This is a genomic window from Pseudomonas paraversuta, assembly GCF_904067025.1.
GTDB lineage: Bacteria > Pseudomonadota > Gammaproteobacteria > Pseudomonadales > Pseudomonadaceae > Aquipseudomonas > Aquipseudomonas paraversuta.
Map to the genome: position 1 here is coordinate 4,386,603 of NZ_CAJFDA010000001.1, position 25,252 is coordinate 4,411,854.

Below are 25,252 nucleotides of genomic sequence, written 5' to 3' on the forward strand. Positions count from 1 at the left end.
ACTGCGTCCACCCTGTCAATCTAAAGTAATATCATCATAGAATCATTGGTAAAAAGGGATGTTAATTACGTGATCCATTTATCCGTTGTGTTTGTTTGGTTCTTCGCCTGCGCCACCCAAGACCTTATCCAGCGCCAGATTGCCAATATCCTGACCTTTGGGGGTGCGGCGCTGGCGTTGTTGTATCTGCTCTGGACGGGTAGCACCTGGCTTGGCGCCAGCGCCGGTGAAGGCGGCTGGGCGCTATTGATCGCTTTGTTACTGACACTTCCCGGCTATGCCCTGAACAAGCTGGGCGCCGGTGATGTAAAGCTGCTGATTGCCCTGGCACTGGCAACCGACCGTCTGACAATTTTAGGTACCGTGATCGGCGCCAGTTTATGTACTGCCCTGTGGTGGCTGCTAGCGTCAAAAATTCTGCCTGTTGTGAATCAACGATTTAAGTCAGACGCCAATAACGACCAAACCGCACTGTCAAAAAAACTTCCGTACGCACCCTTCTTGTTAGGTGGTTTCACCCTGACAGTGATGTTACTGCCATCGTCAGTTTGAGGGATTAACACCTTGTACATAGTCGTAAAGTAGGTCTACGTTTAAACCAGACACCTCAAGCGGGTGCCCAAGATGTCGATGCAAGATGTCCATGATTGGTTTACCAGGATGGAGAACCGTGTGAAAACACCAACGTTCAAAATAAAAATACTCGTCGTCGATGATGAACCATTCATTGTCGAAGAGCTATGCGAGTTCCTGGAAAGCAGCGGCTATGGTTGCGTACCTTGCCAATCCAGTCGTGATGCCATAAGTGCTTTCACCGCCGACTCGAATATCAACCTGGTGCTGTGCGACTTGCACATGCCCGACATGGATGGAATCGAACTCACTCAACACTTGCAAAAAGTTGCCGGAAAACAGCGCGCCTTTGAAAGCATTTTATTGACTGGTCGTTCAGATAAAAAAGACGTGATCAAAGCGCTGCGTATTGGCATCGCCGATTACTATCAAAAGCCCGTCGATCTAAGTGAGTTACTTGAAGGTATTCAGCGTCAGGAAGAAATTCTTCGCGAACAGCACAAGAGTTACCAGTTGGGGCATCTGAACCAGAAGTTGCAATATCTGGCCGAGTCCATCGACGACCTCTATCAAGATATGGCAGCAGCTCGCCGCCCCTCCCAAATAACCTCTTCATCTTCGGGCGACAGTTCCGGGCTTCAGATCCCCTCCATTTTCAAACAACTGTCGCCACGCCAACTGGACGTTGCCAAGCTGGTGAGCAAAGGCCAGACCAACTACCAGATCGCCTGTGATCTGGGCATTACCGAAAACACCGTAAAACTCTACGTGTCGCAAGTGCTGCGCCTGACCCACATGAACAACCGCACCCAACTGGCCCTTGCCCTGTCCCCCAACTCCTCCGGCCAACACCATCGGCAGATGGTTGACGGCTGATCAGTTATCCAGGCTATGCCCCCCTGTCCCGCACTGGATGGAACAGGGGCCTGAACCACATTGATCAATCCGACTTGCCGCTACCGCCTTCATCCTGTTTGTAATACTCAGGAATAGGGTGGGTGTAGCTGTCCAGCCAGCGTTGCAGGCTGAGCTCGCGCTCTTGCGGGGTGGCTGTCTGGGGGATCGGTGACTGGGCACGGCCACTGACCTGAAGCTGCAGCCAGTTTTCGGTGTCCTGCTGGGCTCTGGACACAGGTCCCGGCCCGATGGCAAAGGCGCCAAGCGGCAGCACGGCCAACAACACACCGACTCGAATATAAAGACTCATGGCACACCTCCAACGCATTATTTGATCGCAGCCACTTGATTGCTGGCTGTCTTGGCTTGGGTTTTCAGGGCTTGCGCCCTGGCCTGGGCATCACCCACTTGCGCAGGGGTCAATTCGGCACGGTTCGCAAGTTCTGCGGCCTGGTTCCACTGATCCTGATAAATCAGCAAGGTCACCAGGTTCAGCGCCGCCAGCGAATCCGTCTGCTTGAGCTCCAGAGCGGTCAAAAACTCAAAGCGCGCTTCGTCTAGGCGCAGTTGATTGAGATACACCACCCCCAGATCGTTACGCACCTTGTCATCGGTCGGTGCCATGCGTGCCGCACGCTCCAGATAAGTGGTCGCCAGCGCGTTATCACCCCGCCCTGCTGCCAGCTGACCCAGGCCATGCTCACCTTCGGCCGCCAGACAGGAGCCCAGCAACCCGCGATACAAAGGCTCGGCTTCACTGCGACCCAGTTGCCGGTAGATTCTGGCCTTGCGCAGTTGCACCTGGGCGTAACGCTCCGGCAGACCTTGCAGGTTGGCCAGGCTGGCGTGCAGCTTGCCCTCCTTGGCCATGTCGTCGGCCAGGCTCATCGACAGTTCCTGATCATCACTCAACTTGGCGCAACTGCTGCCGGTCAGACTCGACCACGGCGAATTACCCTGCCCCCCTGTCGCACAACCGCCCAACATCAGCAGCGCACACGCGGCAATGACAGCTTTCATACTCATACTCCTGATCAAGAGGTAAAGGCCCTTGCGATAGCCATCAAACTCGGCCCGGCCAATACAATCATCAGCGCCGGAAACAGAAACACCATCATGACCACCGACATCTTGGCCGACATTTTCGAGATGTATTCCTCCAGACTCGTCATGCGCCGGTCATCGAGCAGCTCTTTAAGCGCCTGCAACGATTTCATCGCCCCGCCGCCCTGTTGAATCAATTGCTGCAGGATCACGCAGGTGTCGTTGAATTCGTCCACATCCAGCAAGGCTGCGGTTTTGTTGAGCTCCTGGCTCAACTCCAGGCCCGAGTCCACCCTGGCCAGCATCACCCGCAACTCTGCAGTAAGCACCGGCAGCAATTGCCGCCCCTCCAGGCTCAACACCCGCAGCGCCTGCTCGACTGCCATGCCGGATTCAAACAGGATGCGCAGTAACGGAATGAAGGTTGAAACCTCCACCGCCACTTCTTGCTGCCGCTTTTTCGCCACGTAGGCCAACATTCGCTTGGGAATCAGATACCCCAGGGCAAGCGCAAACAGCAGTACAAGCATCAGATTTCCCGAACCGGGAAAGAACAATTCATGCCCCAGAAAGATCAGCCCGGCAAAGGCAACCGGAGTACCGATCTGGAACGCGGCAAACAATGACCGCTGGCTGGCGGTGCGCCAGCCCACGCGGTTGAGCAGGACCTGGGTTTCGCTGTCCATCGAAACCGAGCGCTGGCCAAATTTGCTGCTGCCCACTGCCCGCATCCACAGGCTGAGTTTGCCGGGACCGGTCCTGTCACCCTCCAGACGCTGCATCACCCGCTGCTGGCTCAGCCGCTCCTGGATCACATGGTTAATTACCAGCCCCAGAGCGCCGATCAATAAAATCAAACAAATCAGCAAGGCCATGTCATACGCTCCGCACCATGCGCCACAGTCCCAGGCTACCGATAGCCTGCATTGCAAAGGCGGTGAGCAGCATGTGCTGACCGCTCGGATCCTGCCACACCTTGGTCAGGTAACTGGGGTTGGTGATCATGAAGTAGCCCCCCACCAACAGTGGCAACACCGCCAGAACCACTGCCGTGATGCGGGTTTCCCCGGTCAGGGCCTTGAGTTTACGGGCACCTTGTTCACGCTCACGAATCAGCACAATCAGGTTTTCCAGCAACTCACTGGCGCTGCCGCCGTAGCGATGGTTGACCTTCAATCCGAGGGCAAACATGCGAAATTCATTGCGTTCATACAGCTCGGCAAAATCCTCCACCGCATCGGGCAGACTCACCCCCAGGTGCACGTTGCGCGCCACCCGGCTGATGGCGCTTTTAAGCGGATCATTCGACGCCTCAATCGCGTGCAGCACCGCATCGGACAAGGTGCGGCCCGCCTTCAGGCTGCGCACACAGTGATCAAGTAACTGCGGCAATTGTTCGACCATGCGCCGCACCCGACGGTGGTATCGCCAGCTGACATAGAGTTTTAAAAGCAACGGCGGCAGCAGCAGCAACAGGAGGAAAAAACCCCAGCCGCCCATCAGCCCGGCCAACACTGCGACAGCGCCCCATATCGCCAACCACAACCCCAGACGTTCCGAAGGACGGCCCATACCGGCCTGCAAAAAGGCCCGGTCCAGCCATGCCACACTCAGAGGTGTTTCCAGCGGTCGCGGCTGACCCTCACCCAAGCGGTCCAGCACCCTGTTGGTTGCCGGGTCTCGCAATGCGCGGTAGACCAGCGCCAATGACATCACGAACATCAAAAAGCTGATCAGAAAAAGTATCAAGGCCGGGATCATGGGCGCGCCTCAGCCGTTTGCATTCAAAATGGGGTCACGACGCAACTTGTCACCTGCCGGGTTCAAGGCTTCGCGCATAAAGCCAAAACCGGTGCGTTTATCCAGCCGGAACAGGGTGTTGGTGACATAAACATCGTCACGTACCCCGACCACTTCCAGTACCTCACTGACGCAGCGCCGGCCATCCGGCATGCGGGTCAGTTGAATGATCACGTCCAGCGCGGCACAGATCATCTGACGCAAGGTTTTTTCCGCCACCGTACGCCCTGTGAGACCCACCAGGGTTTCCAGGCGCAGCAACGCATCTTGTGCAGTGTTGGCGTGCACAGTACTCATGGAACCGTCGTGGCCGGTGTTCATCGCGGTCAGTACGTCGAGCACTTCAACACCCCGGATTTCGCCAAGGATGATGCGGTCCGGGCGCATCCGCAGGGCGTTGCGGATCAGGTCGCTGGATTTGACCTCACCGTGGCCTTCAGCATTTGGCGGCCGGGTTTCAAGACGCACCACATGGGGATGGCCGAGCTGCAATTCCGCCACGTCTTCGATGGTGACCAGACGTTCGTGGGGGTTGATCAACTGGCTCAGAATATTGAGCAGCGTGGTTTTACCGGTGCCGGTACCGCCGCTGATCAAGATGTTGCAGCGCTTGCCTACTGCTTCCTGGAAAAACTCGTAGATCGGCTGATCAATGGTCTGCATCGCCACCAGGTCGCTGCTTTTGAGCATGTCCTTGCGAAATTTCCGGATCGACAGGCAAGGGCCGTCCAAAGCAATGGGCGGAATGATGGCGTTGACCCGGCTGCCGTCAGGCATGCGCGCATCGACCATCGGCGAGGACTCGTCAAGGCGCCGGCCCAGCGGCGCCAGAATGCGCTGCATCACCCGCTCGACGTGATGATCGTCGATAAAGCGCAGATCACTTTGACTGAGCAACCCCTCGCGTTCGACAAACACCCGGTGCGGTCCGTTGACCAGAATCTCGGTCACCGCCGGGTCGCGCAGCAGCACTTCCAGGGGACCGAAACCGGTCAGTTCGTCGACGATTTCTTCAGCCAGGCGTTCCATCTCGTAACGGGAAATGGCCAGATGCAGGCGCAACACGTATTCAGCGACCCGCTCGGTGACAAACTGCGACAGGACCTGGCGTGAATCTTCCAGCAGGTTCTTCCCGGTCTCCTCGATGGCATCAATGATATAGCGATGCAGTACCAGCTTCAGACCGTCATGGTCCGCACGCCCGTCCTTGTACAGGCCCGAGCCGAACAACTGTTCCCCGGTCATTTCGGCCCCCACAGGCGGTTGAGCCAACTAGCGGATTTGGCCGGTGACTTGCCCGGCAGTTGCGAACGCCTGGCCAGCCGCTCACCGAGTTTTTGCAGACCCTGGCTCAGGGCTTCCCGCGGGCCCAGCTCAAACAGAGTGATGCCCTGGTTTTTCGCATTGATCCGTAATTCGGGACTCGCCGGTAATGTGGCCAGTACTGGCAAGCCAAAGCTTTTGGCCAGTGCATCGGCATCGGGAGCCACGCCACGCATATAGCGGTCGACCAGTAACCCCGCGTGTTCGAGCTTCATGCCCTTGGTGCGCCAGACACCCAGTACCTCCAGGTTACGCCGGCAATCGAGTACGTTTTGATCGGTGTAAAACAGCAACTTGTCGCAATGGCTGACAAAGGTGCGCAGTGCTTCGCTATCAGGCTGGCCCGTCAGATTGACCACGATATGCTGGAAGTGCTGCCGCAAGGCGCTGAGCAACATATACAACTCGGCGGCGCTGGTCTGCTCCAGAGGCTCGTCGTTGTCGCTGTGTACCAGGATTCGCAAGCCTTCCGGGGTTTTGGTAAATGCACTGTCGATCAAGGTGCTGTCCAGGCGGCGTAGATGACGCAGGGCATCCCCAAAGAAAAACGAGCTCTCAAGGCTCAGCTGCGTCAGGCCATCGCCACGGGGCACCCCCAGATCGAGGAACAGGGTTTTTTGATCATGCTTTTGCACCACCAGCCCCAGGTGGCAGGCGAGCAATGCACCGTCGGCATTGCATTGGGCACTGAACAGTACGGTCAGCCCCCCAAGCTCCGTGTTCGGAGTGACTGGCGGCAAGCGCTTGCTCAAGCGCCGTACCAGCCCGGCCACTTCACTGGAGCGCGAACCGTAGGCAACAAAGTCCCGCGCCCCGGCACGCATGGCATTGAGCACCAGCTGGTTATCCATGCCATCGCCCAGGGCAACCACGGCCAGCATCGGCTTGGCTTCCAGCAGGCCCTCGATCAAGGCGCACTGAGACACGACTTTCTCGCGGTCCAGTCCTACAAAAACCAGGCCGGCGAAAGTGACATCAATCAATGCCAGCAACTCATCGAGACTGCTGGTGCCTGCGCCCACGACCTGGCCAAGTGGCGCCAGGGCGCCCTGCAGCCATTCAAGATCGGTATTGCTGCGCGTCAGCGCGAGAAAGGTCTGGCTCAGGCTTTGGCTCATTGTGACAACCCGCTACGGGTATTGAATTTACCGTTCTCAAGGAAATACAGGCGGTACCAGTTAGGGTCGTAGTTACGCAGTTTTTCGCCGGGCATGGCTGGCAATTGCGCATTCACGGCAAGCGGCTGGACCAGATGCGGGGTCACAATCATCAACAGTTCCTTTTCTTCACTGCTGGTGTTGGAGTCGCGGAAAAATGCACCCAGGATGGGGATATCCCCCAGCCCCGGGAATTTGTTCACTTGGGCACTGTTACGCGAACTGATCAGGCCGCTGATCACAAAGCTCTCGCCATCGGCCAGGGAAATACTGGTGTCGGTGCGGCGAACGTTAAGACCCGGTACTAATGTGCCGGCGATATTCACCGCATTGGTGTAGTCCAGCTCACTCACTTCGGGGGCGACTTTGAGCATGATGCGGTCACGTCCGACCACGGTCGGGGTCAGCGTCAGGCGAATACCGAATTCCTTGTACTCAATCGACACGTTGTCGCTGCCGCTGCTCGGGACCGGGATAGGCACTTCGCCACCCGCGAGGAAGGTTGCACTCTGACCGCTTAACGCCACCAGGCTCGGACGCGCCAGGGTGTAGGCAAAACCGCTGCCCTCCAGCGCGTTAATCATCGCCTTGACCCGGCCACCGCCGAAGCCGATGTTGAAATACTTGCCGTTAGCCACCGGGCCGCCGGTAATGATGTTTTCCGCACTGGAGATAAACGAACCGGGCGAGCCAAACAAAAAGTCTTTACCCATGCCAAAGATCTGGGTGCTGGCTTCCTGCATTTTGGTGCGATTGACTTCGACAAAGCGAATATCGGTCTGTACCTGGCTGGGCAGGGTCGGATCTGCCGAAGGCGGCAACGAAGCGCTGGTATAGCCGGTGGCGGCTTTGCCCTTGACGAACACCATGCTCTGACGCGGCGCCTTGGAGCAGGCGGTCCAGACCATCAGGCTGGTGGTTCCCGGCGCAACACCGGTGAGCAAAAAGGCGTTGCTGCCATTGGCGAGCACATCAGCCACGGCCGGGTCACCTACCGCAATACGGGTAATACTGACCGGCGAGTCCAGCGCTTGCTGGGCCCCCTGGGCCACTTCCAGTACCGAGGGTAACTGGCCGAGTGCAGCGCAATTATTTGAAGCAGCCAGTGCCATTTCAAATGGCAGGCTGCTTAAGATCAGTGTCCAGAAAGCTCGTTTGTACAGCGGAACGCAACGGTATCTCATGCTGGGCTTCCCTTGCAGATCATATTTTTATTGAGCGGGCCGTTGGGTGTTCTGACTGCCGCGAATGATTTCAATACCGCGCTCGCGCTGGGCCACGGGGTTACCTGCAACAGGTGCTCGCACCGGGCTGGCCATGGCTAACTGGTTAAACCGGTACAGGCTGCGCTTGGCGTTCTCAATATTGCTGGGCGACTCCTGCTGCCCTGCCCAGTACTTGCTCAAGCGCTTTTCCTCGGCGCTGCGTACGGCCAGACGCAAGGTACCTGCCTGAGTGGCAAGCATCAGTTGATTGATCAAGGGTTCTGGAACCGCCAGCACCGCGGTGCGCGCAGTGGCACGGCGTTGCGCTTGCTTGAGGGCTTCTTCGGCATTCAGCGGTGGACTGGCCAGTTGGCCATCGTTGGTCAGGCCCAACTCATCGCCCACGCTCAACACCCGTACGGCTGGCAGGACGATTTGCGCGGACTGTTGCGGATTGGCGGTGTCCTCACGCAAAAAAAGCAGGATATCGACGTAATCACCCGGGGTTAACTGCCCTCCCGCGCCGGTCACTTCATCAATGGCCACGGCCAGTGCACGCTCATCAGGGCGAATCATGCGAGCCAGGGGCCCGCCCACTTCAAAACTCTGCTTGCTCAACCAGGTGCCCGCAGCAAGCGCTCGCCACGGGGTAAGGCCCACAGCCTGATCGATAGACGTCAGGCTGCCAACGGGCGCAGTCTGAAGTTTTTCCAGGGTCAGATCTTCGGCCGTCAAGGCCACATGGGGGGGAACATCACGGGCTAACACCACCACTGGCTGGCGGGTTGTATCCTCAACTGCGGCAACCTTCTGCTCGACCAGCTGGGTCACCGGCACTTCGGCAACCGGCTGCTGACGAGTCAATACCAGCCCCCAATAACCGGCCGCGATGGCACCGATAAACAAAATGGCCGCCAATACCAGACTGCGTCGATTGTTCATTAATAAACTCCCTTTACAACTGCACACCGCAGGTCAAAAATAAATCATTCGCAATCAGGCAGCCGAACCCAATAACGCTGTTTGAACCATTTCGCTATTTGAACGTAGCGCAGGCAAAGCAAAATGCCATTACCGGCTTTAAAAATCTCTATTTAATTGCGAATAGTTTGATTTACCACACATTTTCAGCGTTCTCATTTGGATTAATACTTTATGATTAGTGCTTTTTTACAGTTGCTTGAAAGTTATTTATTGCCAATGCTGTACTGGCAGATGGAAATCACGCAACTTTGAAGTTAAGCGGTGCCCGACCGGTGCACTAAGGAGATATCAGATGTTTTTAAATACTGTTCTGAAAGTGTACGTGCCGACCCAACTTTTCGTGGCGCGCCAGGTCAAATTATTTGCCCAACGCACCGAGGGCGCTTCAGGTATTGAATACGCACTTATCGCGGGCATGGTCGCCGTGGCAATCATCACCTTCGTCACGCCTATCAAAACGGCAGTGACATCGATCTTCCAGGCTATCTCTACTGAACTGACTTCTGTCGCCGGCTAAAGAGTGTGAGTCTTTCTTCTTCCCGCCAACAGCTTCTCCTAGTGGATGACGAAGAAGATGCACTGCTGGAGTTGACCGAACTGCTAGAGGGCGAGGGCTTTTGTTGCTATACCGCAACATCAGTCAAACTCGCCCTTTTGCAGTTGACCCGACATCCGGACATTGCGCTGGTCATCACCGACCTGCGCATGCCGGAAGAGAGCGGTATTGAACTGATCAAACGTCTGCGTGAACACACTTCGCGCCAGCACTTACCGGTGATTGTCATTTCCGGACATGCCGACATGGACGACGTAAGCGACCTGTTACGTTTGCAGGTACTGGATCTGTTCCGTAAACCCATCTACCACGTGCGCCTGCTCGACACCCTCGACAACCTCTTCCCGAAGCTCTAGCCGGCTGCGGCCTGCTGTGGCTCCTTGCCCAAAAATCTGTGGTTGTCTGATTGGCCACGGTTTGTGTATGTCACTCATACCCTTTGCAGCACAGACAATGCAGCTCACTCTAGTGAGCTGCATTGCCCACTGGTCAGCGGGCATTTAATGTCCATGCACCTGGAACGCCTGGATTCGAAAGCGCTCTGCTCTGATGTCAGAGATACATTTCATTGATCCAGACATCACAACCCCACAGGATTTCATAAACAGTCTGTCACTTGGTATTAACGCCTTATATAACAAACTCCACAAAACCAAACACAGGCATGAAAACAAACAAGATATATAAAATAAAAAGCCCCGCGAACAGGGTTTCTCACTAAAGTTATTACACTATTTAATATACTTTAGCTTCTTCCAGGCATTCTCCCGAATCTTGTAACCTCGGGCGTTTTGCATAAACAGCCCCGCCGCCCCTCGTATTTCCCCCATAGCCGCAGCCCTTGTTGCTCGCATCACTGCACCACGCTGAACTCAACGCGCGCGGTTTGTCCGCTTTGGTCAAGCACGCTCAGCTCATAACGGCCCACGTGTTCAAGTGTGGTGTTGAGCGCCGCCTGATGCTCGCTGTCCCCCAAGGGTGCGCCATTGAGGAACCACCAGCGCCGACCGTCGCCACCCAGAGCAGAAACGCTGAGCCGCAGCGCAGCCTGACTTGCTGCTGGACGTCGCAGCCGGTCGCCATCGCGAACCCCTGCAATCGACAGCTCTGTCACCGAGCTCAAGGGCGGCGGCGGGCATTGCGTCGAGGCCATCGGCAGCCGTGCTTCACGCCGCTCAATGCGGGGCAACCAAGGCTCAAGCGGTGCTGGCCAGAGCGCCACTTCGCGCATCTGCGCGGTGCTGCATTGCGGGCCGACCCGCAAGCCCCGGGCATCGACCCAGATTTTCTCCCGCAACCCCACGCCCAACGGCTGATCGGCGGCGAGCAACGTCGGCGGCGTGGTGTGATCCAGGGTCCAGGCAAAGCGCTGACGCCGGCAATCGGGGTCCCTTTTGCTCAATGGCTGGCCCAGCGGCCAGCAAATAGCGGCCACTGCGACTGTATCCGGCACCGGCTCCACGGGGGTAACAATGCCGCGCTGGCTGTCGCGATTGCTCAGCACATCGTGGACTTGCAACATCAACGGCGCCGCCGACGCCAGACCAAACTGTCCGGGCACCGGCGTGCCATCCGGACGCCCGACCCATACCCCGATCAAGTAACGCGGCCCGACCCCAATGGCCAGCGCATCACGAAAGCCATAGCTGGTGCCGGTCTTCCAGGCCAGCGACGGACGCTGTACCAGTTCGGCATGGGGGTCGCGATCCGGTCGCGCTTGCCCGCTGAGAATGCGCCGGATGATCCACGCCGAGCCGGGGGACAGCATGCGCCGCTCGCGCAGTTCATCCTGGGGTTGCAACCGCAGACGGGCGCTTTTGCCGCCACGGGCCAGTGCGCTATAGCCGCTCACCAGGTCCTCCAGGCGGCTCCCGGCGCCACCCAGAATCAGCGCCAGACTGGGCTCGGCCAACGCCGGCAGGCTCAGCGGCACGCCGCCGTTGCGCATGTCTGCGGCAAAGCGTTTGGGCCCATAGGCCTCAAGCAACTGCACCGCCGGCAGGTTCAGCGACAGGGCTAACGCCGAGCTGGCCGATACCGGGCCACTGAACCCCATGGAAAAGTTGCCCGGCCGGTAATCGCCATAACGCCGGGGTACATCCTGCAACAGAGACTCGGAGTGAATCAGCCCGGCGTCCATCGCCATGCCGTACAGGAACGGCTTGAGCGTGGAGCCTGGCGAGCGCATGGCGCTGATCATGTCGACATGGCCAAAGCGTCGCGCATCGTTGATATCGACCGAGCCCAGATAGGCCCGCACGGCCATGTTGCCGGTTTCGACAACCACAATGGCGGCCGAGGTGTGCTCGGGCAAACGGGCGCGCCAGCCCAGGAGCAAGTCTTCAAGGCGACGCTGCAAACTGGCGTCAATGGTGGTACGAATCAGCGGCGGGCTATGGGGCCGGTTTAGCCGTCGCGCCAGCAGCGGGGCCAGACTCGGTTCCAGCCGCGGGGCCAACAACAGAGGTTCTTCAAGCGCCTCGTTGACCGCCGACTGTGGCCACACCTGATACTCGGCCAGACGCCGCAGTACCTTGTCCCGCGCCACTTGCGCCCGCCCCGGGTGACGGTCGGGGCGCAGCCGGCTGGGCGCCTGGGGCAGCACCGCCAGCAGCGCCGCCTCGGAGCGCGTGAGCTGCTGCGGCGATTTGCCAAGGTAAGCCCAACTGGCCGCGGCCACCCCTTGCAGCGTGCCGCCGAAGGGCGCGCGGTTGAGGTACAGATTGAGGATCTGATCCTTGGACAGATGCCATTCCAGCTGTGCCGTGCGCCACAACTGCCGAGACTTGCCAAGCAAGGTGCGCTCATGGGGATCGAGCAGGCGTGCCACTTGCATCGACAGCGTGCTGCCGCCCGACAACACCCGGCCACCGCTGAGGTTCTGCCAGACGGCGCGGCCCAGGGCCAGCGGATTGACCCCAGGATGCTGATAAAACCAGCGGTCTTCGTAGGTCAGCAACGCCTCGAGGTAATACGCCGACACCTCCCCCGTCTGCACCGGGTAACGCCACACCCCATCGGCGTCGGCAAAACGCCACAGGGGCGTGCCGTCTTCGGCCAGCACCACACGGGCCAGGCCATCTTCAGGCAAGGGCAACGGCCAGATCCGGTCTGCCAGCCACAGCAACGCGCACACCAGCACCACACTGGCGATGCTCCAGCCCAGTATTTTTCCAGTTCTAGAACCCACTAACATTCACTCGCTACGCAACTTTGCATCATGACTGGTTGCCCAATGGGTATCTCTGGCACAGTTGCCATCTTATTGATCGGGACATACCCATGCACGTCGAAAGCTTTGTTGGAAACCTGGGCCTGTGGCTAGGTACTTTTGTCCGTTTTATCGTAGAGAGCCTGAACGGCCTGTTCACTGCCATCACCCAGGCTGGCAGTAACTTCATCGACGGCATGGCCCGCGCGCTGGGCATGGACACATCGATCGTGAGCATTGCCGTGCTGGTGATCGGCCTGCTGTTTTTGTACAGCGCCGTGCGCGCGTTCATGCGTGCCTCGATCATTGCCGGGGTGATCTGGTTACTGCTGGGGTTGTGGGTGCTGAGCTGGATTATCAGCTAAGTACCCAACCCTTGCAGGAGCAGCCGGTCGACGCTCGATGGCCTCGCGATCTTTTGATCTTGAAAAGCTCGCGAGGCAATCGAGCGTCGACCGGCTGCTCCTACAGTTCAGGTCAGGGTCAGCGGCCCTTGATCACCATCTCCCCCGGGGTCTCGCCCACGGCTTGCCAGTTGGGGCGATACATCGACTCCACTTGCGGCGGCGGTACCCGGTAGGTGCCCGGGGTCACGGCGCGGGCCAGGTACAACAGGTGCGTGGTGCCGGAACCTTCCAGCTTCAGCGCAGCCACGTAGCGATCATCCCGATACTCCTGATGTTGCACATTGGCGTTCTGCATCGACTCGCGCCATTGCTTGACCTGGGTACTGGCATTTTCAAGACTCGCGGCACTTTGCCCAAGGTTCTGGTTTTCCAGCTCCAGACCCGCAGGCAGCAAATCCACCACCAGCGCGTCCGGTACCTGCTGCCTGGCCGTCACCGCCAGATGCACCAACATCAGATCGCCACTTGCCAGGCTGTCGATATTCAACGGCTCGCCATTCATGCCCAGGTAGTCGCGACGAATGCTCATGTTCTCGCCACCCGCCAGCGGCGCCTGCTGTGGATAACCGGAAATCGTCAGCTGTTGATAAACCGCTTCGCTACCTTCATTGCGCAGGGTCAGCGGCGTGTCCAGCAACGCCCCGTCCAGCTTGAGCCCCGGCTGGCTGTTGTTCAGCTCTCGGGTCTGGCTACCGCTAGCCAGCGTGGCCGTCCAGCTGGCTTCAGGTTTGCCCAGCAAATTACGTCCCGCCAGGAACAGGGAATTACTCTCCTGAGTCGACAACCATTGGCTGGCCGCCAGTTGATCTGACAAATCAAACAAGCGCTGTTCACGCTGGCCGCCGAGCAGATTGTTCTCTTCCAGCAGCGCCAGTATCAGCGCCTGATCACGCAGCGGACTGCCATAATCCCCCAGCCACTGATCGCCCTTACGGGTGGCCGCCAGACCGGCCAGCAACGCCTGATCGGCCCGCGGCTGATCGCCCATCTTCTGCAGGGCAATGGACAGTTGCACCAGCGGCAACCCGGATCGGGCATCGCTGCGCCGTTCAAAGATGCCGCGTAACGCCCCCAATGGCGCCTGTTGGCTGCGGGCCAGAACCAGCGCGGCATAGGCTTGCACCGCAAAGCGGGTGTGATCGAGGTTGTCGCTGTAATCCGCCTCGATCAGGTTGCGCTCCTGCACGTAACGCAGCAGGCGCTCGCTGGCTTTTTTCAAGGCTTCAGCCGGCACCGCGTAGCCCTGGTCCCGGGCACGCAGCAGGAAGTCGGTGACGTAAGCGCTCAGCCAGTACTCTTCTTCACCGTCAGCCCCCCACAAACCAAAGCTGCCGTTAAAACGCTGCATCCCCAGCAGGCGCTCGATACCGAGTTCGATCTTGCGCTTGCGATCGGCATCCGGTTCGCCTTCAAGGCCCAGCCGCTTGAGCAACGCCGCATCTGCATACAGCGCCGGGTACAGGCCGCTGGTGGTTTGCTCCGAGCAGCCATACGGGTACGCCTTGAGTGCGCGGATTTGCTCACCCAGGTTCAGCGGCGGCCGGCTCGACAAACTCAGCAAGGCTTCACGCCCCGCCGGTTCAAAGGCTTGCAGCGCATCTTCCGGCAGGCTCCAGGGCTGATCCTTGAGTACCGCGCGGTAATGCTTGAGCATCGCCGGGTACGCCGGGCGAATACCCAGGGTCCATTCGCGGGTGAACGGCGCCAGTGTTTCCCCTGGCAGTTCGAGGCCATTGACCGTGACCTTGACCGCTCCGGTGCCGAAACCGCCCAGGGCCTTGACCGGGATCTGCAAGGTGCTGCGCTGGCCGGGGCTCAAGGTGACAGGTTGCGCGGCAGTGCCCGACAGGCTCAATTGGCCCCGGGTCTCGAGTTTGACCTCAAGTGTCTGCGGCTTGTCGGTGAGGTTGGACAGGTCCAGCGCTAACCGGGTCTCATCCCCCGGGGCCAGAAAGCGTGGCGCCGCCAGCTCTGCCACCAGGGGTGCGGCGACCACGGTTTTACCTTCGGCCATGCCGTAGCTGTCATCGCTCCAGACTTGCGCCATCAGGCGCAGTTCGCCGTTAAAGTCGGGAATATTGACGCTGACTTCACCTTCACCCTGCTCATTCAAGGTCACGGGTACGCTTTGCAACGCCACGATGTTCACGCTGGTGGCTGGCCGCTTGCCGCCTTTGGCCAGCGCCGCATCACCGCCGAACGCCAGGCTGGCCAGACGGCCCTGCCCGGCCTCGATCAGCTGCCCGTAAATATCCAGCTGATCCGCGCCGTAGGCCTTGCGCCCGAACAGGCTGGTGTAGGGATCAGGGGTCGGGTAGCCGGTGATATTCAGCACCCCCACGTCCACCGCTGCCAGCAGTACATGGGCCCGTTCGGGAATGCTGCCATCGGCGTTTCTGGCGGTAAATTTCACGCTCAACGGCTGCTTGGGACGCATTTTTTCGGGCGCATCAAGGGTCAGCGCCAACTTGCGCGCCGTGCGGTCGAGCGGCAGATGCAGCACGCCCACGGCCCGCTTGGGAGTGATATTGGTCTTGCGCTCGCCCGGGCGGATAACCAGCGCGCTCACGTACAGATCGTGACGGGCCCACTTCGGATCGAGTTTGATATCGAAGGTTTTGCCTTCGGCCGGCACCTCGATTTCTTCCCACCACAACGGGCCATCACTGCCTTCAAGCAGCAGGTAACCCTTACCGGCTGCGGGCGGCGTAACCGTTACCCTGGCGGTGTCACCATCGGCATAGGCGGCCTTGTCCAGCGCCAGCTTGACCTGATCGGGGCGCACGGCGCCGCCTTCGGCATTGTCCTGGGCGCGATAACCGGCCCAGAAACGCAAGCTGCTGATCAGCCCGGTTTGCGGGTCTTCAACTTCAACCCGGTATGGGCCCCACTCCACCGGGAAACTGACCTTAGCCGTTTCTCCGGCTTTAACGCTGACGGTTTCCTCGTTGAGATTGAGAAATTTCTCGTTGTAGTGATAGCTCCAGCCGTCGTTGTCCGAGTAGTTCCAGTAGTAATCGCGGCGCTCACGCACCAGCCTTACCTTGAGGTTTTCAGCGGCCAGTTTGTGCCCTTCGCTGTCAGCCACCAGTAACTCGAACTCCGCCGGGCCATCGCCATCGGTTTCAGTGCCGGCAAACAGACCGCGCACCCCCGGCAAGCGCTCGGCGGGCCACACGGGTTGCACCAGACGCCGGGTAATCGGGCGCCCGCCCGACTCCTGCAAACTGGCTTGCACTATCAACTGCAGCGGCGATTTGGCATCGCTCCACTGGCTTTCCAGGCTGATGGTTTCCTGGCCTTCAGCGTTCAGCACGCTTTCGTCCAGCTCCAGATCCTGGGTCAGTTCCGGCTCTGTCACTGAGCCGAACTGATAACCCGGCAAGGCACTGACCGCATCACGCAATGGACGCACATAAACCTGGCCGCTGAGGCGATTGCCTGACGCCGGGGCGCCGTACAAATAACGACCGCTGACTTGAATTTCTGCGGTCTGATCAGGGCGCAGCGGTGCGTCACTGCCCTTGAGTTCCAGCGCCAGGCGCTCGGGCAGGAAGTCTTCAACCTGAAAGTCATACCACAGCGGCTGGCCGTCCCCCAGATCAAAGATCAGTAGCCAGCGCCCGGTCGGCGCCTCCTCGGCCAGTTGCAACGGATACTGATATAAACCGGAAGCATCGGGCGACCAGACAAACTTGCGGCTGACCTCATTACCCGGACGACGCACCTCGACACTCACCGGCTGCGGCTTGACCGGTCTGCCGTCGCGGTCGCGCAACAAGGCATTGAGCAGCACGGTTTCGCCGGGGCGATACAGATCACGCGGGCCAAACACAAAAAATTGCAGCGGGTGAGCCTGCGGACCGCCAATGTCGAATTCGGCCAGATCCAGCGCCGCGCTGTTCAAACGCAGCAAACTGGTCTGGTCGCCCTGACGCGCCACCAGCACTTCAGCGTCGGACGGCAACGCCAGTTCCGCGTGCCCTTGTTTATCTGTCTTGCCCTGGGCCAGCATCTTGCCCTTGCGGTCAAGCAACTCCAGATCCACATTGGCCAGTGCGCTGCCACCTTCCAGCGCCTGGGTGAACACATCCAGACGCTTCTGATAACGATGTACGGAAAGGCCGATATCGCTGAGGGTGAACAACGTTGCAGGTGTCGAATAGTTGTAACTGCCGGACGCCTTCATCACCGCCAGGTAAACCCCCGGCTGCTGCAAAGGCTTGACCCCGGAAATCGGCAGGATCAACGTCTCACGGGTATTGCGTGCCGGGTTCAGGTCAAAGCGAGCGCTGTAAACCAGATCGGCCATGCTCAGCAGATCCTTGGCGTCGTAGCTTTGCAGGCTGCTGTTGCCGCCCCAGCGGCTAAGAAAGTTCGGTAACGATTCGGGTTTGACCCGGAAGAACTCGACATCCACCTTGTCGACGTTCAACGCGATCACCGGCAAGCCTTCAGCCAGGCGGGTGGGTAACAGGTTGCCACGGCTGGCGAAGCCGACAGTGGGCTGCAAGTCACGGGTTTCCAGGCGGCTGACGTATTCGGCGGCGAGCCTGGTGTCGTTGACACCGCGCAGGCCGGGATCGACGGTAAGGATCAACTTGCGCTGCGGCTCCAGGTGCCGCAAACGCAGTTCCATCAGGTTGTCCGAGAGCTCCCAGGCGCCATCGACCTTGCCGGATTTAGCGTCAACCAGATGCAATTTTTCGGCGAAGTTCTGCTCCGGGTCCAGAGGCACCGAAAAACTCACGGACAAGGTGCTGGCGCCGTCCAGTTGTACTTCGGAAACATCCACCACACTCAACTCGCGTCCGGCATAGCGCTCGGCCAGTACCTTGACGTCCGGTTTGGCCGCCTGGACGCTGACAGCCGGTGGCGCCCCGGGCTTGTCGGTTGACGATGAATCACAGGCGCTCAGCAGTGCCAGCGCACAAGCCAGGAACAGTCCTTTGTTAAGCATGGTGTACTCGTTGACTAGGCATTGAAGGGAATGACTATATATCAGCGCGCCATGAACAACTGACGCACCGGTCAGATTGACCGGTAAACGGGCGATTGGTTGCGCTGCCCCATGAGCAACACAAAAACGCTGGGAGCTGGCTCGCCAGCGATGCAGGCGCCCCGGTTTGCCGGGTGTTGATGCCATCGCCGGCAAGCCGGCTCCCACGGTGGAACTGCCCTGAACTGAAACCCGGCGCCCACACAAATTCTACGGCCCCGCTACAATGCACTCCCCCAAGGAGCCTGCATGTCTTCCCTATTAGCTGACTGGCGTGACCGTCCTACCCATCGCCGGGTGTGGGCGCTGGCAGCACCGATGATTTTGTCGAACATCTCGGTGCCGCTGGTTGCGCTGGTCGACAGCACTGTAATCGGCCATTTGCCCCACGCCCATCAACTGGGTGCCGTGGCCGTAGGCGCCAGCCTGTATATCTTTCTGGCCTGGATGATGGGCTTTTTGCGCATGGGCACCACCGGCTTCGCCGCGCAGGCCGCCGGGCGTGACGATGGCACCGCCCTGCGGCAAATCCTGGTGCAAGGCTTGCTGCTCAGTGTGCTGTTGTCGATGCTGCTGGGGGCGATAGCTGTCCCCTTCAGCGGCCTGGCCTTGAGCGTGATGCAACCGTCCGCCGAGTTGCATGCCCTGACCCTGGATTTCTTCCATACCCGCCTGTTTGGCCTGCCCGCAGCTTTGGCAAGCTATGCGCTGGTGGGCTGGTTTCTGGGCACGCAAAACGCACGGGCGCCGCTGGCCATTCTGCTGACCACCAACCTGGTCAACATAGCCCTTAACCTGTGGTTTGTCCTCGGTCTGGACTGGGGCGTAGTCGGGTCGGCCCGGGCCTCGGTGATCGCCGAGTGGAGCGGCGCGCTGCTCGGCCTGTGGCTGACCCGCGGCGCCCTGGGCAAATTCCCGGGCACGGTCATGTGGGCCGCCTTGCGGGTATGGCACAACTGGAAGCCGCTGCTGGGGGTCAACCGCGACATTTTCATTCGCAGCCTGATGCTTCAACTGGTGTTTTTTTCCATCACCTTGCAGGGCGCCCGGCTGGGGGATGCCACCGTGGCGGCCAATGCGCTGTTGCTCAATGGCTTGCTGCTGGCCGCCCATGCGCTGGATGGCCTGGCCCATGCCGTGGAGGCACTGTGCGGGCATGCCATCGGCGCCCGTGATCGCCTTGCGTTGCGCCGTTCGATGGTGGTTGCATGCGGCTGGTCATTGATGGCCAGTACCGCGTTTGCGCTGCTGTTCCTGTTTGGCGGGCATCTGTTTGTCGAGATGCAAACCGACATTGCCAGCGTGCGGGAAACCGCCTTCCAGTACTTGCCGTATCTGGCGTTGTTGCCGCTGATTGCGGTGTGGAGCTACTTGCTCGACGGGCTGTTTATCGGTGCCACCCGCGCCCGGGAAATGCGCAATGCGATGCTGATCAGCGTCGTTATCGCCTTCCCCGCAGCCTGGGCGCTGCACGGTTATGGCAACCATGGCCTGTGGATAAGTTTTCTGCTGTTTATGGTGCTGCGCAGCCTGACCCTGGGGGTGTATGCGTGGAAGATGCAGCGCAAGGATGAGTGGTTTACTCCAAGAGCGTGATCCGGATCAGTGATCACTGACGAACTCGCCAATGTTATCCAGCACCGGGGCCAACCAACGTAACGGACGTGAAAGCGCCGCCACCAGGGTTACGTGGCTGGTGCGCGTGAAATAGAGTTCCTGGACCGGCACCCCGGCGCCCCGCAACGCAGTCGCCAGCCCCCCGGTATTGCGCGTCGGGTTGACCAGCGTGTCCGTCCTGGCGGCCATCAACAAGGTCGGCGGCGCCTGGCGGCTCACGTGCCGCACAGGCTGCGACTCGGGTGGGGAGTCCGGGTAGAAAAATACTGGTCGCACCGCTTCGTCCTTGATCGGCAAAAAGTCATAGGGCCCGGCCAGGCCAATCCATCCGCGCAAACTGGCAGGACTCATGCCTACAGCCCGTAACCATTGCGGATCAAGGGCAAGCATTGCTGCGTTGTACGCCCCGGCGCTGTGGCCCATCAAAAACAGACGCTGCGGGTTGCCGCCATATTGTGCGATGTGTTGATAAGTCCAGCCTGTGGCCTGAGCGCTATCTTGCAGAAACTGCGGATAACGCACCTGTGGATAAAGTCGGTAATCGGCGATAACCGTGGTTATCCCCCGCGAAGCCAATGCTTCACCGACAAACAGGTAATCGCTGCGCGAGCCGCTGTTCCAGCTGCCGCCATAGAAAAAAATCACCACGGGGGCTCCGGGGGCGGGCTGCCTGGGGCGATAGATATCGAGGGCCTGCCGCGGGTCTGCGCCGTAGGCAATATCACGGGTCATGTCGAAGTTGGAGGTGGGGGTCAGGCCGTTGATGATGCGTACCGGCGAGCAGGCGCTGAGCACCCAGCCCATCAGCCCGGCGCAAGCCAGTCCTGCTGCACCCTTGAAGCTGATCGACATGGGGTACGACCTCCGGGCAAAAAAAAACGCTGACCTGCACACATGGCACAGATCAGCGTAGTTCAGTCACCGGAGACCTGGTCGGGCTATCAGTGGCTCGACAGGTACGACGAACGGGTCAGGCCAAGACGCAGTGCATCGAGGTACTGGGTACGCTCTTTGGCACTGATGTTGGCGCTGGCCACTTTGTCGCGGTAGTGGTTCATCAACTCTTCCGGCGACAAGTGCACGTAGCGCAGCATGTCCTCGATAGTGTCGTGGGTCTCGATCCCGGCGTGGTACACGCTGCCGTCGTCGTTCTGGTAGATGTTCACCGAGTCGGTATCACCGAACAGGTTGTGCATGTCACCCAGGATTTCCTGGTAAGCGCCCACCAGGAAGATACCCAGCAAGTAATCCTCGCCTTCATTCAGCCCGTGAACCGGCAGGCTGGTTTCGATGCTCTGCTCGTCCACGTACTGCTTGATCTTGCCGTCGGAGTCGCAGGTCAGGTCTTGCAGTACGGCGCGGCGCAGCGGTTCTTCATCAAGACGGTGCAACGGCAGAATCGGCAGTACCTGGCCAATCGCCCAGGTGTCCGGCAGGCTCTGGAAAACCGAGAAGTTGCAGATGTACTTGTCGGCCAGCTTGTCGTTGAGTTCGTCGAGCACCTGGCGATGGGAACGCTGACGCGCTTTCAACGAGTTGTGCAAACGACGGCACACGGCGAAGTAGCACTGCTCGGCCAGGGCTTTTTCAGCCAGGGTGATTTTGCCGTCGGCGTACTGGGCAGCGATGTCGCTCATGTAGTGCGTGGCGCGCCAGTAGGTTTCGGTGACCATTTCAATATCGGTCGGGCCCAGCAGGTCCACCAGCCATTGCACGGTCTCGGGCAGGATGTCCTTGTTCTCGATTACCGGTACGTCGTCGTTGTGCTTCTCGACGTCGGTCACCTGCACCACCAGCATGGCGTGGTGCGCGGTCAGGGAACGGCCGCTTTCCGAGAAAATGTTCGGGTGCGGCAGGTTTTGCGCATCGCAGAACTCTTTGAGCATGCCTACGACAACGCCGGCATAGTCGTCCATGTCGTAGTTGATCGAGCTGGCGTTGCGCGAGTGCGTGCCGTCGTAATCCACCCCCAGACCGCCGCCCACGTCGATGTGGTCAACCGGCAGGCCGAGGTTGCGCAGTTCGCCGTAGTAGCGGATCGCTTCCTTGAAACCATGCTGGTAGTCCGCCAGGTTGGCGATCTGCGAGCCCATATGGAAGTGCAACAGACGGATGCCCTGATCCAGACCGGCCACCCGGAAGCGCTCAACCACCGACAGCAACTGCGCGGCAGACAAACCGAACTTGGATTTCTCACCGCCGGTGTCAGCCCACTTGCTCGATGCCAGGGACGACAAGCGCACGCGCAGGCCAACCTGTGGCTTGACCTTGAGCGAGGCCGCTTCTTCGATCACCAGGTCTACTTCGGATTCCTTCTCGATCACGATAAACACGTTGTGACCGAGCTTCTGCCCCATAAGCGCCAGACGAATGAACTCGCGGTCCTTGTAACCGTTGCAAACGATGGTGCCACCCTTGGGGGCCAGCGCCAGCACGGCCAGCAGCTCAGGCTTGGAACCTGCTTCAAGGCCGATCGACACGTCTTTGGTGGCGATGATGTTTTCGATCACGGCTTCTTGCTGGTTAACCTTGATCGGGTACAGCGCGGTGTACTTGCTCTGGTATTCCAGACGCTCGATGTTGGCATCGAAAGCGCCGGTCAGCTGACGTACACGGTCTTGCAAAATATCGGGAAAACGCACCAGCAATGGCAAGGACAAGCCACTTTTGCGCAGTTCGTCGACTTGCTCGTACAGATCGATGGGCGAGCTGTTCGGGCCGTTCGGACGTACTTCTACGCGACCGGCTTCATTGATCGCGAAATACCCGGCCCCCCAATGGCGAATCCCGTAAACACTGCGGCTGTCCGCAACTGTCCATTGGCTGCCATCGTCTTTGCGTGTGCGTCGTACGGACATCGAAGTCCCCTATAAAGAAGTCAAATAGCCCAACCTGAAGGCAGGCTGGCGCAGTCTAAAGAGTAAATATGAAGATTAGTCTGCGCAGGGGTAGACCCTGACAACAGCGCGGAGTTTAGAAACCGGTCAGAACAGGCTCTGTGAAAACCATGGCGAGCGACAAAAAGCACTTGGCGGTGGTCTTCACAGAAGCTGCTAGCCGCCGGACTTCTTGGCTTTGAACCCGTGCTTGAGCAGTTCGGCCAACAGCAATTCGACGTGATCGCCCTGGATCTCGATGATGCCGTCTTTCAACGCACCACCGGTGCCACAGCGTTTTTTCAACGTCGTCGCCAAATCCTTGAGCGCGTCTTCCGCCAGCGGCACTCCGGTCACAGTGGTGACTGTCTTGCCGCCACGGCCCTTGCTTTCGCGACGTACGCGAGCAATGCCATCGCCATCGGGGATACGGGTTTGTTTGCAGGTACAGGCGTCCACCGGCTGACGACAGTCCGGACAGTGACGACCTGCGTCGGTGGAAAATACCAGGCCACCAAGGGCGGCGAAGGATGCGGCTTTTTTGGCCACCGGCAATCCTCATATGGAGGACAAAAAATTGGCCGGTGCCTGACACTGTTGCGCCAAGGAGTACCGACCGCGAAGCCCCACTCTGGCAGGGGCAGCGCAACTCAGGCGGGAAAACCGCTTGAGTCTGAAAAAGGTCGCGCAGTGTAACGACAAATGCGCTGCTGCCCAATAGCCAATCGGCGGCAATTTATAAACCAGTCAACCGTAACTTTGCAGGAGCAAGCTTGCTCGCAAGCTTTTAACCTCAACCGCTCGCCCCTACGGCTTGATCTGCGCCAGATAGCGCTTGAGGGCTGCCAGCGAATCCGGGCAAAAAGGCTGTTGCTGACTCAGGCGCAATGCCTCGGCCACCGACATGAAGCAGGCCTGCTGCACCTCTTCAGGCTGCACCTGCAACGGGCCATCCCACACGGCGGAAAAAACGGCGCACCACAGGTGATTTTGTTCGCCTTCGAAGTAAAAGCGTTCATGGGCCGTCAGCGATACGCCGCTCACCCCCAGCTCTTCTGCAAGTTCACGGGCTGCCGACTCGGCGTAGCTCTCATCAACCCCTACCATGCCACCCGCCGCCACATCCCAGAACCCGGGATACAGCGCTTTGCTCAGGGTGCGCTGATGCACGCACAATTCACCGGCAGAGTTGAACAGCAAAATGAAAGTGCCGCGCCCGATCAAGCCCTGCTCACGCAACTGTTGTCGGGGCAAGCCGCCCAGCAGCCGGTCTTGAGGATCAACCCAGGCCACCATTTCGAGATCAGAGGCCGCACGGTGTGCGGCCTCCAGCGCAGAAATCGGCATCACTCAGCCCTGGGACAGCAATTGTCGAAGGTCCATGACCGCCGCGTTGGCGCGGGAAATATAGTTGGCCATGACCAGCGAGTGGTTGGCCAGAACGCCGTAGCCGCTGCCATTGAGGATCATCGGGCTCCAGACCGGCTCCTGGGCCGCCTCCAGTTCACGAATGATCTGACGCACACTGACCGTGGCATTCTTTTTCGCCAGCACGTCAGCGAAGTCGACTTCAATGGCCCGCAGCAGGTGCGACAGGGCCCATGCCTGGCCACGCGCCTCGTAGAACACGTTGTCGATTTGCATCCATGGGGTTTCTTCTATTTCTTCATCAACCACGGGTACCTGGCCGGGCTTCAGGCTTTCGGTCTTCAGTGCGCCATTGAGCTTGACCCGGCCGACGCTGGCCGACAAACGCTGCGACAGCGATCCCAGACGAGTACCCACATCGCCCAGCCAGTTGTTCAGGTTATCGGCGCGCGCATAGAACAGGGCGTTCTTCTGGTTGGGATCAGACAAGCGCGCCTGGTAGCGGCTCAGGGAATTGATCCCTTCCTGGTACTCCGACTCGCTGGACGGCAGCATCCAGCTCTTGTTGTCGAAGTTGAAACGCGGTTCGGCCTTGGCCAGATCGGCGTCTTCGGCCGACTGCGATTGCGAACGGGCAAAGTCTTTACGCAAGCCGCGGGTCAGGTCACGCACCTGTACCAGCACGCCATATTCCCAGCTCGGGATATTGTCCAGAAACACGCCCGGCGGAAAACGGTCATTGGACAGATAGCCGCCCGGTTTATTGAGCAGGGTGCCGGCCACGGTTTTAAGGGTTTCAACAGTGGTGAACCCCGGAACCATTTGCTTGCCATCCCTCTCGGCAGCCAGCTGGGCGTTTTGCTGCACCGGGAACAAGTCCGGTTCCTGGCTCCAGTACCAGCCCAGACCCAGGCACACCACGACGAAGATCCCCACCAGCACGGCGATTGAGCGGCTAAACAGAATGCTTGTGAAATAGCCACGCGACGGGGCACGGGTCTCCCTGACCGACTCACGGGCACTGCTGCCCTCACGTTTTTTCCAGTCCAGCATGGCTATATCCTTTCAAATTCCAGGTTCAATCGTTCGACCACAACCCTACCTCATAGTGCCTAGGGTCTGTTGGCGTTTCATTGGCTACAGGCTTTTTAATCACGTCCGGGCCGTGCAGCTAGCAGGCCGGGCCAGTCCGCCCGGCACTATAGAACAAGCACGGACGAGCCATGGTAAATATG

At 59.3% G+C, this 25,252-nt stretch carries 21 protein-coding genes; 6 read left to right on the top strand and 15 right to left on the bottom strand.

All coding sequences use genetic code 11. The features are described from left to right. Nucleotides 1–69 precede the first annotated feature (69 nt). Complete coding sequence (locus JQ848_RS19915; protein ID WP_202211060.1) at nucleotides 70–552, top strand: prepilin peptidase; 483 nt, start codon at nucleotides 70–72, stop codon at nucleotides 550–552. Between the two features lie 108 nt (nucleotides 553–660). Beyond that, on the top strand, nucleotides 661–1,449 hold the full coding sequence (locus JQ848_RS19920) for a response regulator transcription factor (RefSeq protein ID WP_202211323.1): 789 nt from the start codon (nucleotides 661–663) through the stop codon (nucleotides 1,447–1,449). Nucleotides 1,450–1,513: 64 nt separating this feature from the next. On the opposite strand, the gene JQ848_RS19925 is transcribed toward JQ848_RS19920, so the two are convergent. From JQ848_RS19925 to cpaB, 8 genes are read right to left on the bottom strand one after another with little or no spacing between them, the layout of a single operon-like run. Continuing rightward, entirely contained in the window at nucleotides 1,514–1,780 is a 267-nt protein-coding gene (locus JQ848_RS19925; RefSeq protein ID WP_003439272.1) for a DUF3613 domain-containing protein, read from the bottom strand. A gap of 17 nt (nucleotides 1,781–1,797) precedes the next feature. After that, a complete protein-coding gene (locus tag JQ848_RS19930) occupies nucleotides 1,798–2,490 on the bottom strand; it encodes a tetratricopeptide repeat protein (RefSeq protein ID WP_127195757.1) in 693 nt (230 codons plus the stop codon). Between the two features lie 14 nt (nucleotides 2,491–2,504). Continuing rightward, entirely contained in the window at nucleotides 2,505–3,389 is an 885-nt protein-coding gene (locus JQ848_RS19935; protein WP_003439262.1) for a type II secretion system F family protein, read from the bottom strand. A 1-nt stretch (nucleotide 3,390) separates the two neighbouring features. Then, nucleotides 3,391–4,275 carry a type II secretion system F family protein gene (locus tag JQ848_RS19940; protein WP_161719762.1) on the bottom strand — a complete coding sequence of 295 codons (885 nt, stop codon included), beginning with the start codon at nucleotides 4,273–4,275 and terminating at the stop codon, nucleotides 3,391–3,393. Nucleotides 4,276–4,284: 9 nt separating this feature from the next. Beyond that, nucleotides 4,285–5,559 carry a CpaF family protein gene (locus JQ848_RS19945; RefSeq protein WP_003439258.1) on the bottom strand — a complete coding sequence of 425 codons (1,275 nt, stop codon included), beginning with the start codon at nucleotides 5,557–5,559 and terminating at the stop codon, nucleotides 4,285–4,287. Further along, nucleotides 5,556–6,755, bottom strand: a complete 1,200-nt coding sequence (locus JQ848_RS19950; protein WP_003439255.1) for a pilus assembly protein CpaE — start codon at nucleotides 6,753–6,755, stop codon at nucleotides 5,556–5,558. The genes JQ848_RS19945 and JQ848_RS19950 overlap by 4 nt, the downstream gene beginning before the upstream one ends. Then, nucleotides 6,752–7,978, bottom strand: coding sequence for a type II and III secretion system protein family protein (locus JQ848_RS19955; RefSeq protein WP_003439253.1), 1,227 nt, complete (start codon nucleotides 7,976–7,978; stop codon nucleotides 6,752–6,754). The genes JQ848_RS19950 and JQ848_RS19955 overlap by 4 nt, the downstream gene beginning before the upstream one ends. A 27-nt stretch (nucleotides 7,979–8,005) precedes the next feature. Then, a complete protein-coding gene (gene cpaB, locus JQ848_RS19960) occupies nucleotides 8,006–8,941 on the bottom strand; it encodes a Flp pilus assembly protein CpaB (RefSeq protein WP_010656224.1) in 936 nt (311 codons plus the stop codon). A 334-nt stretch (nucleotides 8,942–9,275) separates the two neighbouring features. Between cpaB and JQ848_RS19965 the strand changes: the two genes are divergently transcribed. Next, entirely contained in the window at nucleotides 9,276–9,500 is a 225-nt protein-coding gene (locus JQ848_RS19965) for a Flp family type IVb pilin (RefSeq protein WP_003439249.1), read from the top strand. Between the two features lie 5 nt (nucleotides 9,501–9,505). Next, entirely contained in the window at nucleotides 9,506–9,895 is a 390-nt protein-coding gene (locus JQ848_RS19970; RefSeq protein ID WP_177412923.1) for a response regulator, read from the top strand. Between the two features lie 497 nt (nucleotides 9,896–10,392). Here JQ848_RS19970 and pbpC read toward each other — a convergent pair whose 3' ends face one another. Beyond that, nucleotides 10,393–12,708: a peptidoglycan glycosyltransferase PbpC gene (gene pbpC / locus JQ848_RS19975; RefSeq protein ID WP_373683711.1), complete on the bottom strand. Its 2,316-nt coding sequence runs from the start codon at nucleotides 12,706–12,708 to the stop codon at nucleotides 10,393–10,395. A 113-nt stretch (nucleotides 12,709–12,821) separates the two neighbouring features. Between pbpC and JQ848_RS19980 the strand changes: the two genes are divergently transcribed. Beyond that, entirely contained in the window at nucleotides 12,822–13,115 is a 294-nt protein-coding gene (locus JQ848_RS19980; RefSeq protein ID WP_003439243.1) for a hypothetical protein, read from the top strand. Between the two features lie 118 nt (nucleotides 13,116–13,233). Here JQ848_RS19980 and JQ848_RS19985 read toward each other — a convergent pair whose 3' ends face one another. Further along, nucleotides 13,234–18,117 carry an alpha-2-macroglobulin family protein gene (locus tag JQ848_RS19985; RefSeq protein ID WP_202211061.1) on the bottom strand — a complete coding sequence of 1,628 codons (4,884 nt, stop codon included), beginning with the start codon at nucleotides 18,115–18,117 and terminating at the stop codon, nucleotides 13,234–13,236. A 288-nt stretch (nucleotides 18,118–18,405) separates the two neighbouring features. Here JQ848_RS19985 and JQ848_RS19990 point away from each other — a divergent pair, with 288 nt between their 5' ends. Continuing rightward, nucleotides 18,406–19,752: an MATE family efflux transporter gene (locus tag JQ848_RS19990; RefSeq protein WP_010656227.1), complete on the top strand. Its 1,347-nt coding sequence runs from the start codon at nucleotides 18,406–18,408 to the stop codon at nucleotides 19,750–19,752. A gap of 6 nt (nucleotides 19,753–19,758) precedes the next feature. Here JQ848_RS19990 and JQ848_RS19995 read toward each other — a convergent pair whose 3' ends face one another. From JQ848_RS19995 to JQ848_RS20015, 5 genes are all read right to left on the bottom strand, one after another. Next, nucleotides 19,759–20,625, bottom strand: coding sequence for an alpha/beta hydrolase (locus JQ848_RS19995; protein ID WP_202211062.1), 867 nt, complete (start codon nucleotides 20,623–20,625; stop codon nucleotides 19,759–19,761). An 89-nt stretch (nucleotides 20,626–20,714) separates the two neighbouring features. Next, entirely contained in the window at nucleotides 20,715–22,631 is a 1,917-nt protein-coding gene (speA, locus tag JQ848_RS20000; protein ID WP_003439236.1) for an arginine decarboxylase, read from the bottom strand. Between the two features lie 195 nt (nucleotides 22,632–22,826). Beyond that, the gene (locus JQ848_RS20005) at nucleotides 22,827–23,198 is read right to left on the bottom strand and encodes a translation initiation factor Sui1 (RefSeq protein ID WP_003439233.1); all 372 of its coding nucleotides are present in this window, start codon (nucleotides 23,196–23,198) and stop codon (nucleotides 22,827–22,829) included. 258 nt (nucleotides 23,199–23,456) lie between these two features. Then, the gene (locus JQ848_RS20010) at nucleotides 23,457–23,996 is read right to left on the bottom strand and encodes an NUDIX hydrolase (protein WP_003439230.1); all 540 of its coding nucleotides are present in this window, start codon (nucleotides 23,994–23,996) and stop codon (nucleotides 23,457–23,459) included. Nucleotides 23,997–23,999: 3 nt separating this feature from the next. Continuing rightward, a complete protein-coding gene (locus JQ848_RS20015) occupies nucleotides 24,000–25,070 on the bottom strand; it encodes a DUF2333 family protein (RefSeq protein WP_003439227.1) in 1,071 nt (356 codons plus the stop codon). Between the last annotated feature and the right edge of the window lie 182 nt (nucleotides 25,071–25,252).

Excerpts from the sequence above, each read along its gene's own strand:
- JQ848_RS19920 (WP_202211323.1), top strand. The coding sequence starts at position 661 with ATGGAGAACCGTGTGAAAACACCAACGTTCAAAATAAAAATACTCGTC.
- JQ848_RS19925 (WP_003439272.1), bottom strand. The coding sequence starts at position 1,780 with ATGAGTCTTTATATTCGAGTCGGTGTGTTGTTGGCCGTGCTGCCGCTT.
- JQ848_RS19930 (WP_127195757.1), bottom strand. The coding sequence starts at position 2,490 with ATGAAAGCTGTCATTGCCGCGTGTGCGCTGCTGATGTTGGGCGGTTGT.
- JQ848_RS19935 (WP_003439262.1), bottom strand. The coding sequence starts at position 3,389 with ATGGCCTTGCTGATTTGTTTGATTTTATTGATCGGCGCTCTGGGGCTG.
- JQ848_RS19940 (WP_161719762.1), bottom strand. The coding sequence starts at position 4,275 with ATGATCCCGGCCTTGATACTTTTTCTGATCAGCTTTTTGATGTTCGTG.
- JQ848_RS19945 (WP_003439258.1), bottom strand. The coding sequence starts at position 5,559 with ATGACCGGGGAACAGTTGTTCGGCTCGGGCCTGTACAAGGACGGGCGT.
- JQ848_RS19950 (WP_003439255.1), bottom strand. The coding sequence starts at position 6,755 with ATGAGCCAAAGCCTGAGCCAGACCTTTCTCGCGCTGACGCGCAGCAAT.
- JQ848_RS19955 (WP_003439253.1), bottom strand. The coding sequence starts at position 7,978 with ATGAGATACCGTTGCGTTCCGCTGTACAAACGAGCTTTCTGGACACTG.
- cpaB (WP_010656224.1), bottom strand. The coding sequence starts at position 8,941 with ATGAACAATCGACGCAGTCTGGTATTGGCGGCCATTTTGTTTATCGGT.
- JQ848_RS19965 (WP_003439249.1), top strand. The coding sequence starts at position 9,276 with ATGTTTTTAAATACTGTTCTGAAAGTGTACGTGCCGACCCAACTTTTC.
- JQ848_RS19980 (WP_003439243.1), top strand. The coding sequence starts at position 12,822 with ATGCACGTCGAAAGCTTTGTTGGAAACCTGGGCCTGTGGCTAGGTACT.
- JQ848_RS19985 (WP_202211061.1), bottom strand. The coding sequence starts at position 18,117 with ATGCTTAACAAAGGACTGTTCCTGGCTTGTGCGCTGGCACTGCTGAGC.
- JQ848_RS19990 (WP_010656227.1), top strand. The coding sequence starts at position 18,406 with ATGTCTTCCCTATTAGCTGACTGGCGTGACCGTCCTACCCATCGCCGG.
- JQ848_RS19995 (WP_202211062.1), bottom strand. The coding sequence starts at position 20,625 with ATGTCGATCAGCTTCAAGGGTGCAGCAGGACTGGCTTGCGCCGGGCTG.
- speA (WP_003439236.1), bottom strand. The coding sequence starts at position 22,631 with ATGTCCGTACGACGCACACGCAAAGACGATGGCAGCCAATGGACAGTT.
- JQ848_RS20010 (WP_003439230.1), bottom strand. The coding sequence starts at position 23,996 with ATGCCGATTTCTGCGCTGGAGGCCGCACACCGTGCGGCCTCTGATCTC.
- JQ848_RS20015 (WP_003439227.1), bottom strand. The coding sequence starts at position 25,070 with ATGCTGGACTGGAAAAAACGTGAGGGCAGCAGTGCCCGTGAGTCGGTC.